Source organism: Parasutterella excrementihominis YIT 11859 (assembly GCF_000205025.1).
GTDB lineage: Bacteria > Pseudomonadota > Gammaproteobacteria > Burkholderiales > Burkholderiaceae_F > Parasutterella > Parasutterella excrementihominis.
Genome location: NZ_GL883745.1, coordinates 13,441 through 28,162 on the forward strand (window position 1 = coordinate 13,441; position 14,722 = coordinate 28,162).

14 protein-coding genes are annotated in these 14,722 nt (G+C 41.4%); 1 reads left to right on the top strand and 13 read right to left on the bottom strand.

All coding sequences use genetic code 11. The annotated features are described in order from the left end of the window. The first annotated feature begins 26 nt into the window (after positions 1 to 26). Positions 27 to 422 carry a TIGR04076 family protein gene (locus tag HMPREF9439_RS09590; RefSeq protein ID WP_008811130.1) on the top strand — a complete coding sequence of 132 codons (396 nt, stop codon included), beginning with the start codon at positions 27 to 29 and terminating at the stop codon, positions 420 to 422. A gap of 225 nt (positions 423 to 647) precedes the next feature. Here HMPREF9439_RS09590 and HMPREF9439_RS09595 read toward each other — a convergent pair whose 3' ends face one another. The 13 genes from HMPREF9439_RS09595 to HMPREF9439_RS09655 all read right to left on the bottom strand — a co-directional run bounded on the left by HMPREF9439_RS09595 (position 648) and on the right by HMPREF9439_RS09655 (position 14,714). Further along, a complete protein-coding gene (locus tag HMPREF9439_RS09595) occupies positions 648 to 2,678 on the bottom strand; it encodes an LTA synthase family protein (protein WP_008864686.1) in 2,031 nt (676 codons plus the stop codon). 34 nt (positions 2,679 to 2,712) lie between these two features. Next, positions 2,713 to 3,336: a YrbL family protein gene (locus HMPREF9439_RS09600; protein ID WP_008864687.1), complete on the bottom strand. Its 624-nt coding sequence runs from the start codon at positions 3,334 to 3,336 to the stop codon at positions 2,713 to 2,715. 212 nt (positions 3,337 to 3,548) lie between these two features. After that, a complete protein-coding gene (locus HMPREF9439_RS09605) occupies positions 3,549 to 4,574 on the bottom strand; it encodes a glycosyltransferase family 8 protein (protein WP_008864688.1) in 1,026 nt (341 codons plus the stop codon). A 65-nt stretch (positions 4,575 to 4,639) separates the two neighbouring features. Next, positions 4,640 to 6,463 carry a sulfatase-like hydrolase/transferase gene (locus tag HMPREF9439_RS09610; protein WP_008864689.1) on the bottom strand — a complete coding sequence of 608 codons (1,824 nt, stop codon included), beginning with the start codon at positions 6,461 to 6,463 and terminating at the stop codon, positions 4,640 to 4,642. A gap of 12 nt (positions 6,464 to 6,475) precedes the next feature. Next, positions 6,476 to 7,258, bottom strand: a complete 783-nt coding sequence (locus HMPREF9439_RS09615; protein WP_008811135.1) for a glycosyltransferase family 2 protein — start codon at positions 7,256 to 7,258, stop codon at positions 6,476 to 6,478. After that, the gene (locus HMPREF9439_RS09620) at positions 7,248 to 8,336 is read right to left on the bottom strand and encodes a glycosyltransferase family 4 protein (RefSeq protein ID WP_008811136.1); all 1,089 of its coding nucleotides are present in this window, start codon (positions 8,334 to 8,336) and stop codon (positions 7,248 to 7,250) included. The genes HMPREF9439_RS09615 and HMPREF9439_RS09620 overlap by 11 nt, the downstream gene beginning before the upstream one ends. Beyond that, a complete protein-coding gene (locus HMPREF9439_RS09625) occupies positions 8,333 to 9,577 on the bottom strand; it encodes an O-antigen ligase family protein (protein WP_008811137.1) in 1,245 nt (414 codons plus the stop codon). The genes HMPREF9439_RS09620 and HMPREF9439_RS09625 overlap by 4 nt, the downstream gene beginning before the upstream one ends. Positions 9,578 to 9,746: 169 nt before the next feature. Continuing rightward, positions 9,747 to 10,064 carry an HU family DNA-binding protein gene (locus HMPREF9439_RS09630; protein WP_008811138.1) on the bottom strand — a complete coding sequence of 106 codons (318 nt, stop codon included), beginning with the start codon at positions 10,062 to 10,064 and terminating at the stop codon, positions 9,747 to 9,749. Between the two features lie 163 nt (positions 10,065 to 10,227). Continuing rightward, on the bottom strand, positions 10,228 to 11,019 hold the full coding sequence (locus HMPREF9439_RS09635) for an endonuclease (protein WP_008864690.1): 792 nt from the start codon (positions 11,017 to 11,019) through the stop codon (positions 10,228 to 10,230). A gap of 44 nt (positions 11,020 to 11,063) precedes the next feature. Continuing rightward, positions 11,064 to 11,621 (bottom strand): dTDP-4-dehydrorhamnose 3,5-epimerase, encoded by a 558-nt coding sequence (gene rfbC, locus HMPREF9439_RS09640; RefSeq protein ID WP_008811140.1) that lies wholly within the window; start codon positions 11,619 to 11,621, stop codon positions 11,064 to 11,066. Continuing rightward, complete coding sequence (gene rfbA, locus HMPREF9439_RS09645; RefSeq protein ID WP_008864691.1) at positions 11,608 to 12,498, bottom strand: glucose-1-phosphate thymidylyltransferase RfbA; 891 nt, start codon at positions 12,496 to 12,498, stop codon at positions 11,608 to 11,610. Before rfbA ends, rfbC begins: the two co-directional genes overlap by 14 nt. Beyond that, positions 12,499 to 13,560: a dTDP-glucose 4,6-dehydratase gene (rfbB, locus tag HMPREF9439_RS09650; protein ID WP_008864692.1), complete on the bottom strand. Its 1,062-nt coding sequence runs from the start codon at positions 13,558 to 13,560 to the stop codon at positions 12,499 to 12,501. Then, positions 13,560 to 14,714 carry a WaaS/CpsH family glycosyltransferase gene (locus HMPREF9439_RS09655; protein ID WP_008864693.1) on the bottom strand — a complete coding sequence of 385 codons (1,155 nt, stop codon included), beginning with the start codon at positions 14,712 to 14,714 and terminating at the stop codon, positions 13,560 to 13,562. The genes rfbB and HMPREF9439_RS09655 overlap by 1 nt, the downstream gene beginning before the upstream one ends. Between the last annotated feature and the right edge of the window lie 8 nt (positions 14,715 to 14,722).

Genomic DNA, 14,722 nt, shown 5'->3' on the forward strand with positions numbered 1-14,722 from the left:
TGCCTAATCATTTGATTGGAGTCAAAATGAAACATCGCGTGAAAGTAACTGTGTTGGATACTCTGCTTTATGAAGATCTTCAGCGTGAGTATTGTCAAAATCCTTGCTCAGGCAAATGCCCCGTCTACAACAAAGGCGATGTTTTTGTCTTTTACCGTGAAGACGGAAAGGACAGTTTTTGGCAGTGCGGCTTGAATACATTAGTCTCAACAAATGGGAATCCGGCGGAGGTAGCCGGTGGCTCCGCTAAGCCTTTTTGTTCCGAAGCTTGGGATGCAATATCAAGGTATATCTACACCGGTCTGCAGGGCGGTTCGATTATGAAAGGCTGGATGAAGGAAGAAAACACCATGATTGCCTGTTGTTCTGATGGCACGAGACCAGTCATTTTTAAAATTGAAAGGATCGACGTGTCGGAATAGAAACCAGTCGTATGTCGCAACTAAGTCATGGGCGATGCATCGCTTGTTCGTAGGTTCCAAGAAAACTTATAACCTTGTTGCGTAGTATGAAGGCGCAATGGATTGAAGTGGAACGCTTCGATGAAAATTTTATCTTCCAATCTTTTGAAATCCAAAATTTAACGGCCGCTTCCCAACAAGAACCTCGGAAACGGCCGCCTTATTTAAATTGAGGGGGCTCAAAGTCTATTCTTGAAGGCCTTTCCTCACAATGTATTCACTAATCGCTCTTTGGGCCCTTGCTTCTTTACCCATTGTCTCTTGTTCATTGGAACAAGATTCGGCCTTAACGAGCTTGTCGTCCCGCCAGTTGTAACACTCTAAATTTTTCCCATTGAGTGTTACCATCCCCGGTTTTCCGATAACGAAGCCAGATCCTGACCAGCCAATGAAAGAGACGGCACCTTCTTCGGTATCTTTAGCAAAAAGGTTCCTGCCTTTTTCGTTTCCAAGGATTTTTCCTGTGGACATCGCTAAAAGAGAAGGAAGAATGTCCCTGTGAGAAACCCATCGATCAGTATCGACGGATGCTTTTAAATTTTGATCAGGGAGCCAAAATAGGACAGGGACCCCGAAAACATGGTGCCAATTGCCCTCAGACTGATACCTCATTCTTGCGTTGTGATCCCCGGTTGCTGCCACGATCGTATTTTTCAACCAACCTTTATTCCTAAGGTCAAGAATGAAATTTCCCAAAGAGTTAGCCGCATACTGATAAGTCTTCAGAAGCATTTTCATGTTTCCGTCATAAGAACCCTCAAGATTGATGGTCTTTGGCAGCTTACTGATATCTACTTTTGAAACTTGTTCTCCGTCCGGAACCTTAAAAGGCGGATGATTGGTCGTCGAAAGCATCATGATAAACACAGGCCTTCCGGTTCCCTCTGCCTCTTTCAGCAAATCTTCAGCGAACTTAAACATCCACTTATCTCCGATTCCCCAAGGGCTTTTCTCGGCGTTAGGAAATTTTTCTCCGATGGCGGCTTGACCATAGATCTCTTCGAATCCATAGAACTTAAAGGTGTCATTGATTTGACGCCAAGGTTCAGGGCAGCCTGTAAGGAAGATCGTTCTGTATCCTGCTTCCTTAAAAGCTCGTATTTGGGAGAATGAAAGTTCTTTTCTTCCGTAGATGCTCTGAGATATCGGACTTATCGGAGTGTCAAAAAGAAGGCCTTCCAGAGAAGGAAAAGTTCCGTTTTCGATACTTACGGCTTTTCGGAAGACGACTGCATCTTCTAAAGCGGTATCCAAAGCTCCTAACGTGTTGTTCACTAGTGAATCATGAGAGTTAAAAATGTCTCCGCTCATTGATTCCATGACGGCGAAGACAACATTAGGTCTAAAACTTAACTGTGTGGACGTATGTGCTCTAACAGCAAGATCTTTTTTAGCCTCTTCAATATTCGAATATCCGAATTTAGTGAGCGCTTGAGAAGGTTCTCCTTTGATCTGAAAATTTCTCCAGGCTTTAGTGGCTTCATATAAAGCTGCGGCTCCATTAGGAACAGAAGCATTGATTAACTGAACTTTACTGACTGCGAAATCTTCCTGTCGAAGCGGAAATTTTCCAATTGAACCGCGTATAAAAAAGGCAAAAAGAAGGATGCTGACAATACTTAGTAAAAAGAGTTGATAGTCTCTGGGACTTGCCTTAAGTCGGTTGAAGAAAAGAGAAGCTGCGACAAAAGGAACTGCGATGCCGCAGAATAAAACTAAAAGATAACTTAAGATTGGCCAATCTTGCCAAAGCGTTTGTAATATGGCCTTTGTGTCGTCCTGGAAAAAACCGAATACTAAAGGGCTTATAGGAGTCTTGTAAAAACTAAAAAATCCGAAATTAACGGCGTCCAAGAGGACCATTCCGAACAGACCAAACCCTGCGAGAACGGCTGCATACTTAAAAAGGAACGGTTTCCAATATGAAAAAAGGAAAACCAAAAAAGCTGGAAGCAGCGCTAACGAGAGCCATTTAGCATCTACACGAATCCCAACCCCTAGCGCAGGGAGAAAATTGGCGCCGGTAATGTTGAGGCCCGCAGAGAAATAATAAAGAAAGAAAATGCGGAAAAGGCTTAGAACAATTATCGAGGCAATAAAGAAAACGACGGCCTTAAAGAAATGTTTTAACCAATAATCTTCTTGTTCAATTGAAGTTTCGTGATCCATAACAACGTAGGTAATTAATTCGTGCTGTTTAGAATTAAAGTTATGCATTGGCGAAGGTTTCTAGTATTAAGCACGATCTATTCTAGAAACTAATGGTCTGTTTACCGCCTCGTCTTCTTTGCCAAGTGGCGTCGAAGGTTCGTCTAAACTTCGCCCATTGTCGGTCAATTTTTTTTCTTCCGAAGTAACGAAAGTATTTTGCCAGAGGAATTGCTTCGGGACTTCCAAAGCCGTCCACCACAATTAACCGCTTAATATTCCCAGCTTCGTCACAGTAAATCATCATATTACCGGCGTGCAGGTCGCTGATAATGATATTTTTGTCTTTGAGTTCCCTATAGAGTTCCCGGAATAATTGTTCCAGCTTAGCTAGTTGTTTATCTGAAGCATCTGCAACAAATTCTTCCACACGAAATGCAAACAGATTTTGTTCAGGGTGGTCAGTGATTAATTCCTGCTCGATTATGATTTCTTCTTTGGTTTCAAAGTTATCGATAAAGGCGGGAATAAAGGAAGAAGAAATGCCCCGTTTTTTAAGAAACTTAAAGTACTTTATCTCTCGGCGTGTTTCTTTAGAGTGAATCTTTTTGCTGATTTTGAAACAAGAAAATTGATCCTTCAAATTTCTTACGCATATTCTTTCGGCTCCGGTGGCAACCACAGGGCCAAAGAATTTAGAGAATTCACTTTGCGTCTTCGTACTCATGCCTACACACTTTCATTGATATCAGGAAAAACCTGATCCATGAAAAAATTATAAGGTAAAGGTGAATGGACCGTTAGAAGCGTAAGGAACGAAGGTCTTTCTAAATCATCTTTATCTAATTCAAGACAGCAGGGAAGAGTTCTGAAGGTTGAGATGCTGAGTGTCTATGGCAGGGGATATATTGGATATTTGACTGCCTCCCTCCCATAGACTCATTTTTTGATTTCTAATGTGCGATTTTTTTTAGATAATTTGCGTTTTTTCCTTTCAATAAGTACTGATAAGTAGATCAGTAAAAGTTTTGTGAATCTGCCGAAATCTTTGTTTTTAAGATGCCATAAAGCATATCTTCTGATGCTATTGGGGTCCTTTTTATAAACTAGCTCTTTTGAAAACCCCTTCCAAGGACTTGAGCCATAGTATTTCTGATATAAGCGCGTCGAGAAAGCTTCTGTCCACGGCTTGGAGCGGTTTGCATAATGGACAATGACGGAATCAGTTGGGCGATCTTGATCCTGTTCGCCATGGACGGTTAGCTCTTGAATGAAATTAAATTTTTTCGGAAGAATGACTCTTCTGTCTTCCAGTGCGTCATTTAGAGCCATCTGATCGGGAGATTTATATTGACGATTATTCTCAAGAACAGTAAGAGTCTTTTGAGCTATGTCAGACTCAACGTATGGTTTGACGTTAATAAGCATCATTCCTGAATTGAAGTCTCTCCTGCCATGCCGCACAGATGAACCATCTTTTGCCTTTATGTCCAGAACAACAGCGGCTAATTTGCCCTTCAAGTCTAGATCCGCAAGCTCTTTGAGACTTCCGACACAGAGGGTGTCACCGTCAAGGTACAACATTTTGCTTAACGCAGGGAACAACTCTGGAAGGAAGATTCTGACGAAACTTGCGGGAGGAAAATGAAGAGTGGAGCGGCTAGCGGTGATTTTTTCACACTCTTTCGCCGTCAGGGAGTGAAAAAGGATTTCTGAATTCGGAGAGCAATTCAGCTGCTTGAAGTAGTCCAAATTCTTATCGGAGACGTCAACGCCCACAAGATGAACGTTCAAAGGAAGCGTTTTGTTGTTTTCCAAGACAGAGAAGGCACTAATTCCGGTCGGCAGACAGAATGCATCGTCAAAGCAGAAGAAAACATCCAATGCTTCTTTTACGTTCTTATCCTTTCTTGGGATCAAGACTGAGGAAACGATACTAGGCAGCTTTTCCGTTTCGGTGGTCATTGTGGATGTTTCTCCGGAATAAATGGATTGCAAAAAAATTCAAATAGGTGGGAATTAAGACAATTCTAGTGCTTCTTTAAGAAACGAGAACTTTCCTCTAAAACCTGTTTCAGATAAGGAGGTACAGATTGGTCTTTTGCCGGGTTGTAAGCAGGATCTAGGAAAGAAAGAACTCCGATTTCATTAATCAAAACAACCCTGTCTTTTTCTACAAAAGCATCTTTTGAGTAATTACTGACATAAACAAAAGGGTTTCTTCCACTGGGTTCAAAAAGGTCTTTGCCAACACTGTAATCAGACACAGGATTCTTGCATCCAAGGACTCGAGGCAGCAGAGTGGGCACGACATCTAAGGCAGAAGTTCGATAGCCAATATCTATAGAAGCTTTGCCGGGCCACTTAACGATAAAAGGAATTTGTGCCTGATATTTTGTAAAATTGCCGTTGTGTCCCCAATAGTTTTTCCCCGTATCATTAAATTCTTCTCCGTGGTCAGAAGTGATAACGATGATGGTCTTATCGATATCGATGTTCTTGCCTAAGAATGAAAGCGCACGCCCTAGATTTTTATCTGTGAAGAAGACGGAGTTTTTATACCTATTGAAATAGGGAGTCCTGTCAAAATCGTTTGAAAGCTTGATTTGGTTGACTTCTTTCCAGTAAGGTTTGAAGACGGTAAATTCTTCTGTTTCCGGAAAGATAGCCGAATGTACTGAATCTAGGAAAAGAAAGGCGAAGAAGGGCTTGTTTTTTGGCACAGACGTTAACCACTTTTCCATGTCTTCTATTGCAGATTCGTCTTTTTCAATGGGATTATTTCCTTTGGAATTTAAGCGAGCGTCCGGCAAGGTAGCAAAAACCGTCTGGTTAAATTCCGGCATTGTGAGCGGGGCAGAGGCAAAAAGGCCGATCTCGTAGCCTCGAGTCTGTAGAGCTTTAATCAAAGCAGAGCCCGATTTTGACGCTTTGGAGCTGTCCCAATATGAACCTGGAATTCCAGTAAATAGCGTGAAGATCCCGTGTCGAGTGTTAATGCCTCCAGAGTAATGGTCCTTAAAATTTATAGCATTCTTCGAAAACGCAGTGACATTAGGCATCGTTTGTTCAGTGATCATGTCAAAGCGGAGAGCATCGACAACTAAGAAAACGATGTTATAGCCTTCTCCTCCGGAGCAATCGAGCTTACTCAGAGGATAATTCATAGCGCCTTTTGCGTCTGTTTTTTTGAATGTGTATACATCTTCTCTGGAAACCAATCCTGTTTTTATCAGAAGTTTATTGAAATGCAAAGGACGACTTAAAGGTAAGTTCTCCTCAACTTTTGAGGTGTACGGGTTATGGTAGGCAAAGCCGAATCCGTACACGCCTTGGCAGACAAACAAGCCGACGAGAGTAAAAGCAAGAAGATAAGAAGGCTTGAAGCGGGGTTGAGTATTAGAGAGTACGTTAGCCAACCAAAAACAGACGAGGGCAGCAATGAAGCAGGCTCCCATTAACAGACAGATCTGAAGAATCATGGAACCAGAGAAACTGACCACTTGCCCCCCGCCAAGTAAAGTCATTTGCAGCATTGCAATATTTAAATGCAACCTGAATTGCTGATAGACGAAGCTGTCGGTCACAAAGAAAATCAAAAATACCGACAAAACGATATAAGCACAAAATTTCCCAACTTTTTTATTTACAAGAGAAATCAGAGCAAAAGGGGCGGCCAGAAGCAGGTTTAAGAAAGAGTAATAAAAAAATGAATAAGAGAAAAAATAGACAGGGCTCCATACAGGGGCGCCTGTAAACTCATCCGGAGAGGTAAAACGGAAACTTAAAATTGAAAAAATGAGTCCAAGAAGAAGCGGAAAATAGATAAAAAACTTCATATTTTTTGTATTCATTTAAAAACCTTATTACTTCTTAGAACTCTCAGATAACTTTTCCATGGCGATAACATAACGGTAAAACGTCGTATGAAATGCAGAAACGCCGATCAGGAAGCCTCTCCATCCATCTAAAAAACCTCTTCGCAAGAAAAAATGTCGACAAAATGCCCAAGAAGCGTGGCCTAACCCTCTGAACATTCCAATTTTTTTGTTTTTAGCAAGCATGGCGTCGGCACCCAGGTCCGCATATTGCATCTCTTTAGCCATAAGCGTTTTGACAGTAGGGAAAGAGTAGTGTCGGAAAGAAGATTTCAACTTCTCAACCCTCCCTGATGTAGTAAAACCTTCATGAACCTTTCGGTAGGTATAACGATATTCGCTCTTTTTAAATAAAACGGCATGTCTAAAGTCAGGATTCCAGCCGGAATGCAGAACCGGTTTTCCGAGAAGAAAAGTCAGTCTATTGGCGAGATAGGCAGAAGCAGAAGGATTTTTTAACGTCTCCTGAATTTCTTCAGCTAGTTCAGGGGTGCAAACTTCATCAGCATCAAAGCAAAGGACCCAGTCAGAAGTTAGATGGTCAAGTATTCTGTTCCGGGTTGTACCGAAACCATCAAAGGATACCTCAATTACAGCGCAGCCCAATGATTTTGCGATTTCTTTAGTTTTGTCAGAAGAACCAGTGTCGGCGACCACAATTTTCGGACACCATGAAAGAGCTTGAATACAGCGGGCGATGCAGTGCTCTTCATTTTTAGTCATTATGTAAGCCGTTAAATCCGGTAGGCTTTTTATAGTTTCAGTTTGCATTTTCTTTTCTTGCTAACTCACAAACTTCAAGAAGCTTGGAGATATGTTTATCCAAAGAAAAATCGACTAAGAATTTTTCTGAAGCTCCTTTTTTGGAGGCTTCTGTCATGGAATCTTTCCGATTGAGGCAGTTTCGGATTGCGTTGTCGAGAGAATCAATTGAAAAAGGATTGAACTCTTCTTTCACAGCCTTTGAGATATAGTCTTTACAACCAAGATTTTCAGAAATCGCTACCGGTACACCCATACAGAGTGACTCGATAGGAACGAGTCCGAAAGGTTCGTAAATAGAAGCGAGGATAGAGAAGTCGGTCTGCGCATACAAAGCCGCCATATTTTTCTCATAGCCCACGTAACAAATATTCTTATAGTCTTTTCTACTAATAGGACGCCCTGCCACAGCTAAAGCAATCGGAAGGTCGGTATTTTCAAAATACTTTTCTAAGAGTTTGAACCCTTTCCTGGCGTGACTGGAAGACACAAAAAGAAATGTCGTTTTGTCCTTTAACTGTGGGAAAGAAGAAAGTCGAATTCCACATGGCTTCTCCCCCTCATCTTTTTGAGGCTTAAAAATGCTCAGGTCGACAGGAGGCGGTATCAAAAAAAGACGCTGCACAGGAATTTGGTAGTAAGTTCGGATTTCCCCTTCAACTAGCCGAGAGTGCGCTACTACATACTTTGCCTCCTGGTATGAGGCCTTTTCGAAGGGAAGAACGAATCTGTCGAAAATGCTTTTTTTCTTTCCCGTTGCCTTGAGAAAACCGGGGTGAGTTCCGCCACATATCACAACGTCTACATGTCTTGAGCGACAGCAGCCTAACATGACATCCACCGGATATTTTTTCCTTAAACCGGGAAGGAGATTAGAAATATAAAAGTCTCTTAGTCTTTTTGGCAAAAAGGAAGCATTGATTTTTACTGTCTTCACAAGAGTCGCTTCGTAAAGGCTTCTATCGATCTTTCTCGTAAAAACTGTAAGTTCATGCCCCGCAGATACAAAGCCCCTGATAATATCCAGTGTGTATCGTTCCATTCCGCCGCTGTTAGCGAGGGCGTTACAGACAATCCCTATTTTCATATCTCGGTTTTAGTGTGTTGAAAGAGAGAAAACGAATTAGCGGAGGCTTTATTTTCAGTCTGGTGGGCTAACACAAGAAGGCAACCCAAGGTAGCCCAGTAGTATTTAATAACGGCAGAGTTCCCAAAATTATATTCAGTGAACCCCTGAAGGAGCAGGGCTAAAGAGCTGCCGAATATTAATACATAATAGGGCGAACATTTAAAGAAGGCGTTTTTTAGTGAAGACAAAAGAATATAGCCAAACAACAAACAAAAACCAATAAATCCGGCTACACCGTTCTCAGCAAGCATTTGAAGAAAGTTGTTGTGACAGTGGTTCTGCTTTTCTTTGGCCTCCGGCGACTTATATTCATTTAAGTACTTTGATGCGTATTGGCCAATACCAACTCCAAATACTGGATGATCTTTAAACATTTCGTAGGCTGACTCCCACATCAAGAGCCTTTCAGTATTTGACTGCATTGTTGTGCTCGTAATGCTTTCCGCTCGATTTTGAAGTTGCGGAGAATTAAAAAATACCAAAGAAGTCCCGACTGCGAAAATAACAAGAAAAAGGATCTTTTTGATGGAGTGATCATAAAGAACAGCAACTAAAGGAAGAGAGACTGCCAGCGCTAGCCATGCACCTCGAGTTCCGTTCAGAAGGAGTCCGGTAAAACCTATTAGAAAGAACATAATAGTCACGAATAAGGTTTTTCGGTCCTGTTTCCAATCCAAAAGGAAGCAAAACAATATAGGAAGCGAAGTCAGGAGAAATCCTGCTAAGGTCATTGGGTGTCCGTAAAGTCCTCTTAGGCGCGGTCCGTCCCCGTGAATGATCATTCCACCGATGACGTCGAGGACGCAAGATAAGATACTCAGTGCTAAAAAGAATGACGCGTATCTTTTCTTTCCAAAAAAGAAAAGGATTATGAATAAAGGGAAGGTCCTGTAAACAAACTGGCCTAAAAATATCTTGAGTCCCTTAATCGGGGCGCCGCTTGCTAACGCCGAACAAAAGATAGTCAGCCAAAAAAATCCAAAAAGCCAAATTAACCACTTGTTTTCTTTATAAATTGTAGTCAAAGACTGATTTGAAATTGAACCTTTGGTGCGTATTAATTGCAATACGAGGAAAAAAACAGAAAAACCGAGGGCTATGTTTGCAGCTGCAATCGAAAGACATTGGAGTAAGACAAATAAACTAAAGAAAACGAAAGCAGCCCGTTCAAGTCTTCCTAGTCCGGTTAAAAAGTTCATAGGGTCAATAGCACAAAGGCTTAGTGGACAAAATAGAGTTAATTAGATACAAAAGACAGTTTTGAATCCAACATTCTAATTGATAGGCGTTATCGAGTTCTAATTTTGAGATTTCAGCCTTAAATGTCAAAACCCGGCTTAAGGCCGGGTCTTGAGATACCAGAAGAAATTATTTCTTGGCTTTGGCTCTTCCCTTACGGGCAGGTTTCTTGGGAGCATTTACAGCATCCTTGAAAGCCTTACCTGCAGTGAACTTGGGAACCATAGCTGCTGGAATCTTGATTTCGACTCCGGTTGATGGGTTGCGGCCGGTACGCGCTTGGCGCTGGCTTGCATAGAATTTGCCAAAACCGATAACTGTATATTCTCCGCCTTCTGCAACCGTCTTCACGATTGTGTCGGTATAGGCGTTAAGAACTTTTGCGACCTCTGTTTTGGCGAGACCGGTTTCAGAAGCTACGGCTTCAATCATTTCAGTCTTGTTCATTGGAATTCTCCTATGAGAGCTGTGTCTGTTCACGTGAACTCAGTTATCTTACCCTTATTTACATTTATTTAGAAGTTTTTCAATGTCGAGTTCATAGGCTTACCGTTTTTTTTCAAAGAAAATAAAGGAGCTCTATGCAGACAATGGCACGACTAAAGCATTGCTACCACAATTTTTTCTCAATACAAGGCTGCTTAACAAAGGGATTTTCATTTCCTTGGATTCGTTCAATTCGTTTTGTTCTCACGCACTCCCATCTCTCAACGGGATATTGCCTGTCCCAAACGTCCATTAATCTTTCTTGTTCCTTGCTCAACTTGAAAATTGGATATGCGTAAGCCATATATTTATAAGCACGGGCGATAGTGCCCCTTGCGTACTTAGGCGGTTCTGCTCTGTTGCTTGAAATTTTCATCGCACAGGAACCGAATGTGTTTTCAGCTGAGGCGGAAAGGAGCCCAAAATTTTTGTTGCCCCGTTCTGCATTAACTGCGCCGATGACGGGAAAAAGGTTATACATGTCACTTTGCATCAGCCTGAACGTGATGTTTGATTTTTCCGCGCATTTTCTTCCTTTAAGAGGAGCACCTCTGTTATCAGTGCACATTGGCGAACCTTCCCTCCATTCCGGGAAGAATCGTCCGAAGTTTTCGGCAGGTACGACATGTTCCCATTCGACTCTGTTAGCTCTTTTTTTATGGACTTGGGTAGTGAAACCAGGGGGAAGAGAAATCCATTTGTCTTTATCAAATGGGGCGTTGCAATAAAGCGTAACGCGATGATCGAATATCACCTGATGCTCTAATATTTTTTTTGCTTTATTAAAGCTCTGGAAAGTTTCGTTTCCTCTGAAGACATCAGAACAAAATCCGTTCGGAGCTGCGGCTATACCAAAAGAAAGAGCAAAGATACTTGCAACACCACGATTAAAGAAAGAGAACAAACTAGGATTCATTATTTTTATAGTCAAGGTCTAAGGGTTATAAGGATATTTCGAGATCAAAGGGTATTTTCGCTAAAAGAGATTTCTTTAAAGGGTAAGCCGTTTCTGTCTTTTTCACTTAATAAAACGGTTGAAGCTGGAGGTATGGGCCAATCAACCCCGATGTCTTTGTCGTTCCACAAGATTCCTGCTTCGTCTTCAGGATGATAATAGTCAGTGCATTTGTATTCGAAGAAGGCTGTTTCTGAAAGAACATAAAATCCGTGTGCAAATCCTGGCGGAATCCATAGTTGATTGCATTTTTCTGCGCTTAAGACAAGGCCGAACCAATTCCCATAAGTATTGGAACCCCTCCTTAAATCTACGGCTACGTCAAAAACTTCCCCAAATATCACGGAAACAAGTTTTCCTTGCGGGAAACGTTTCTGGAAATGAAGACCTCTCAATGTGCCTCTTGAAGAGAACGAGCGATTATCCTGAACGAATTGATAATGGATTCCAGCCTCTTCATACCGTTTTTTTTGCCAAGTCTCCAAGAAAAAGCCTCTTTTATCACCAAAAACTTTGGGCTGAATTTCTAAGAGGCCTTGAATAGGTGTCTCAATTATTTGCATTTTTATTTCCGACTAGATTTAAAAGATAGCGACCGTAGGCATTTTTTTTATGAGGTTCAGCCAATTCTTTTAGCCGTTCATTGTTTATCAGTTTGTTCAGCCATGCAGCTTCTTCTGGAGAGCCGACCATTAATCCTTGTCTTTCCTGGACTGCATGTATAAACGACCCTGCTTGCAAAAGTGATTCGAAGGTTCCTGCATCGAGCCAAGCCACGCCTCTTTCTATTACCTTAACTCTTAGGCTGCCTTCAGAGAGGTAAGTTTTATTTATATCTGTTATTTCTAATTCCCCTCGTTTTGAAGGGGTAAGTGATTTGGCGATCTTAATCACTTTCGTGTCGTAAAAGTACAAACCGGGGATCGCATAAGGCGACCTTGGAAATTCCGGTTTTTCTTCTATTGAGACAGCTCTGTTTTCCTTGTCAAACTCAACGACACCGTACCGTTCCGGATCGTTTACTCGATAACCAAAAACGGTTGCGCCCGCAGGGGAAGACATGGCCTCCTTAGCTAAGTCAATAAGTCCGTTTCCGTAAAAAATGTTATCGCCGAGAACCAGGCAAGTAGGGCTGTCTTTAATAAACTCTTCGGTTATCAAAAAGGCCTCTGCAAGTCCGGTAGGTTTTTCCTGGATGAAAAATTCAAAATGACAACCTAACTGACTGCCGTCCGAAAGAAGCTTTTTAAAAAGATGCTGCTGATCAGGCGTGGTAATAATTGCAATTTCTCTTATGCCGATCTGAATTAAAGTACTCAGCGGGTAATAGATCATCGGCTTATCATAAACAGGGAGCAATTGCTTACTTATGGCCGTCGTGAGGGGAGCAAGGCGGGTACCAGAGCCTCCGGCCAAAATTATTCCCTTCCAAGAACTCATTTATCTTTCCTCATAGTTTTTCTTGATCCAATCTTGGTAATTGCCATTTTTGACATTTTTTACCCATTCTGCATTCTTCAAATACCAAAGGACAGTCTCTCGGATGCCTTGGTCAAAATTAAATTTGGGCGTCCAGCCTAAATCTTTCTTAATTTTTGAAGCATCAATGGCGTAACGAAGATCGTGTCCGGGACGGTCTTTCACAAAATGAATTTGTTCAGAATAAGATTTTCCGTCTGAGCGCGGCATTTCTTGGTCGAGAACATTGATAATTGCCGCCACAACTTCTAAATTGTTTTTTTCTGAATTTCCTCCGACGTTGTAACACTCACCCGGCATAGCTCTTTCTAGCATGAGGGATATTGCGCCGCAGTGGTCTGAAACATGCAGCCAATCACGGATGTTTTTGCCGTTTCCATAGATTGGCAAAGGCTTACCTTCGATGGCATTCAGAATCATCAAAGGTATTAATTTCTCGGGAAATTGTCTCGGTCCATAATTGTTAGAGCAATTGGATATTAGGGTCGGCAGTCCATAGGTTTCATGAAAAGCCCTGACAAAGTGGTCACTAGATGCTTTTGAGGCTGAATATGGACTATTAGGGGCGTATGGTGTGTCTTCTCTAAAGGCCGAATCTTTAAAGCCCAGAGATCCATAAACTTCGTCAGTTGAGATGTGATGAAACCGGAATCTTGTTCTTTCTTCTTGAGAAAGTGACTTCCAATACTCCAATGTCTCTAGAAGGAGGTTGGAGGTCCCGAGAACATTCGTTTTTACAAATGATTCAGGATCTACCACCGACCTATCAACATGCGTCTCTGCGGCGAAATTAACCACGGCGTCCGGACGGAATTCGGAAAGGATTTTTTGAGTTAGGATTTTGTCACCGATATCGCCTTGTATGAAGGAGTAGTTTTCGTTGTCTTGGACTGATATCAAATTATCAAGGTTACCTGAATAGGTTAACTTGTCCAGATTAAGTACTTTGTCTCCTTTTTCTATTCTGTCCAGAATGAAATTTGATCCGATAAATCCTGCACCACCAGTTATTAGTAATTTCATCAGTTTGTTCCAAGGCTAAAAATTGATTTGTCGACGGGTTTCATTGGGGAAATGAGAAAATGCTTAATGGCGTCAGGGTTGATTTCATTCCCCTCGGAAAAAACAAACATCCTGCTTGCATCATAAAAAGGCTCGTTTAGTATGCACGTTCTATTAGTAATAATCTTCGAATTGAGTGTCAGAGCCTCTGATATTCTGAAGGAATAGCCCTCACCAGGCGCTAATCGCCAGAGATCTATTACTGCACGACTTTCACTCATTAATCGTAAGTAGTTTTCGTAAGACACGATCTCTCTGTCGACCTTAAAGTCCTCCAACTCGGAGTAGGGATAGTCTACAAGTAAAATTTTGACATTTAAATTGGCCTTTTTTAATGCGCTCAACAAAGGCCTTAAAGATTTTTCTCTATCTAGGCTATATGCTGCCAAGAAACAAACATCGTATTTCTTTTTAACATTCAGGAAATTAATAAGCTTTGAAGTGTTTACCTTGTTCATGGCATAGGGAATGCCAAATTTAGAGGAAGTGGACTGGTCATACACAGAGATCTTGATATCGTTTGACAACGAAAAATTTTTAATCCAAGTAAATTCTTTAATTCTACTTGGTCGCAAAATGTCAAAGTATCTAACCTCTATATTTGCAAGAGGATATTTTTTTCTTAAGTACCGAAGGAGTTCAGGAGAAAAAAGCCCAACGATGAAAATTCTTTTCTTTACTTCTTTCGGCTTAACTTGAGAGATCAGCCTATTTAGAGCTTTGTTGCTCTTGGCGATCAGATTGATTGTTTCAACTCCTTCGACCACTACATCATTTTTCTTTGCATAATGGAATTTGATTAACTCAGCCCCAACGGAACCTCCGATAAAGAATAAATCTTTTTCTTTCTGCTTGTTTAAGAAAGAGTCTAATAATTTAGGTATCTTTTGCCTATAGTATTTTCTAAGTACAAAAGAAAGCAGTGCGAAACAAATTAATTTAAAGTTTCTTGTTTTTAGGAGAGAAGGAAGTTTAAAGACAACGCAAGTTACGCCGCCAGAGAAGAGTTCAGAGAAAGCAGGTAAGTTTGGTAACGGCTTTTCTTTTCCCAGGAAGGGCTCTTTTGCCGTGCAATATATTTTTCCGTTCTTTGTGTAAATATGGAGGACTGCCATAGTGTTAA

What these genes read in the sequence shown, in the direction of transcription:
- rfbA (WP_008864691.1), bottom strand. Translation starts at nt 12,498, where the DNA reads ATGAGTTCTTGGAAGGGAATAATTTTGGCCGGAGGCTCTGGTACCCGC.
- HMPREF9439_RS09615 (WP_008811135.1), bottom strand. Translation starts at nt 7,258, where the DNA reads ATGCAAACTGAAACTATAAAAAGCCTACCGGATTTAACGGCTTACATA.
- HMPREF9439_RS09655 (WP_008864693.1), bottom strand. Translation starts at nt 14,714, where the DNA reads ATGGCAGTCCTCCATATTTACACAAAGAACGGAAAAATATATTGCACG.
- rfbB (WP_008864692.1), bottom strand. Translation starts at nt 13,560, where the DNA reads ATGAAATTACTAATAACTGGTGGTGCAGGATTTATCGGATCAAATTTC.
- HMPREF9439_RS09625 (WP_008811137.1), bottom strand. Translation starts at nt 9,577, where the DNA reads ATGAACTTTTTAACCGGACTAGGAAGACTTGAACGGGCTGCTTTCGTT.
- HMPREF9439_RS09605 (WP_008864688.1), bottom strand. Translation starts at nt 4,574, where the DNA reads ATGACCACCGAAACGGAAAAGCTGCCTAGTATCGTTTCCTCAGTCTTG.
- HMPREF9439_RS09590 (WP_008811130.1), top strand. Translation starts at nt 27, where the DNA reads ATGAAACATCGCGTGAAAGTAACTGTGTTGGATACTCTGCTTTATGAA.
- HMPREF9439_RS09600 (WP_008864687.1), bottom strand. Translation starts at nt 3,336, where the DNA reads ATGAGTACGAAGACGCAAAGTGAATTCTCTAAATTCTTTGGCCCTGTG.
- HMPREF9439_RS09630 (WP_008811138.1), bottom strand. Translation starts at nt 10,064, where the DNA reads ATGAACAAGACTGAAATGATTGAAGCCGTAGCTTCTGAAACCGGTCTC.
- HMPREF9439_RS09595 (WP_008864686.1), bottom strand. Translation starts at nt 2,678, where the DNA reads ATGCATAACTTTAATTCTAAACAGCACGAATTAATTACCTACGTTGTT.
- rfbC (WP_008811140.1), bottom strand. Translation starts at nt 11,621, where the DNA reads ATGCAAATAATTGAGACACCTATTCAAGGCCTCTTAGAAATTCAGCCC.
- HMPREF9439_RS09635 (WP_008864690.1), bottom strand. Translation starts at nt 11,019, where the DNA reads ATGAATCCTAGTTTGTTCTCTTTCTTTAATCGTGGTGTTGCAAGTATC.
- HMPREF9439_RS09610 (WP_008864689.1), bottom strand. Translation starts at nt 6,463, where the DNA reads ATGAATACAAAAAATATGAAGTTTTTTATCTATTTTCCGCTTCTTCTT.
- HMPREF9439_RS09620 (WP_008811136.1), bottom strand. Translation starts at nt 8,336, where the DNA reads ATGAAAATAGGGATTGTCTGTAACGCCCTCGCTAACAGCGGCGGAATG.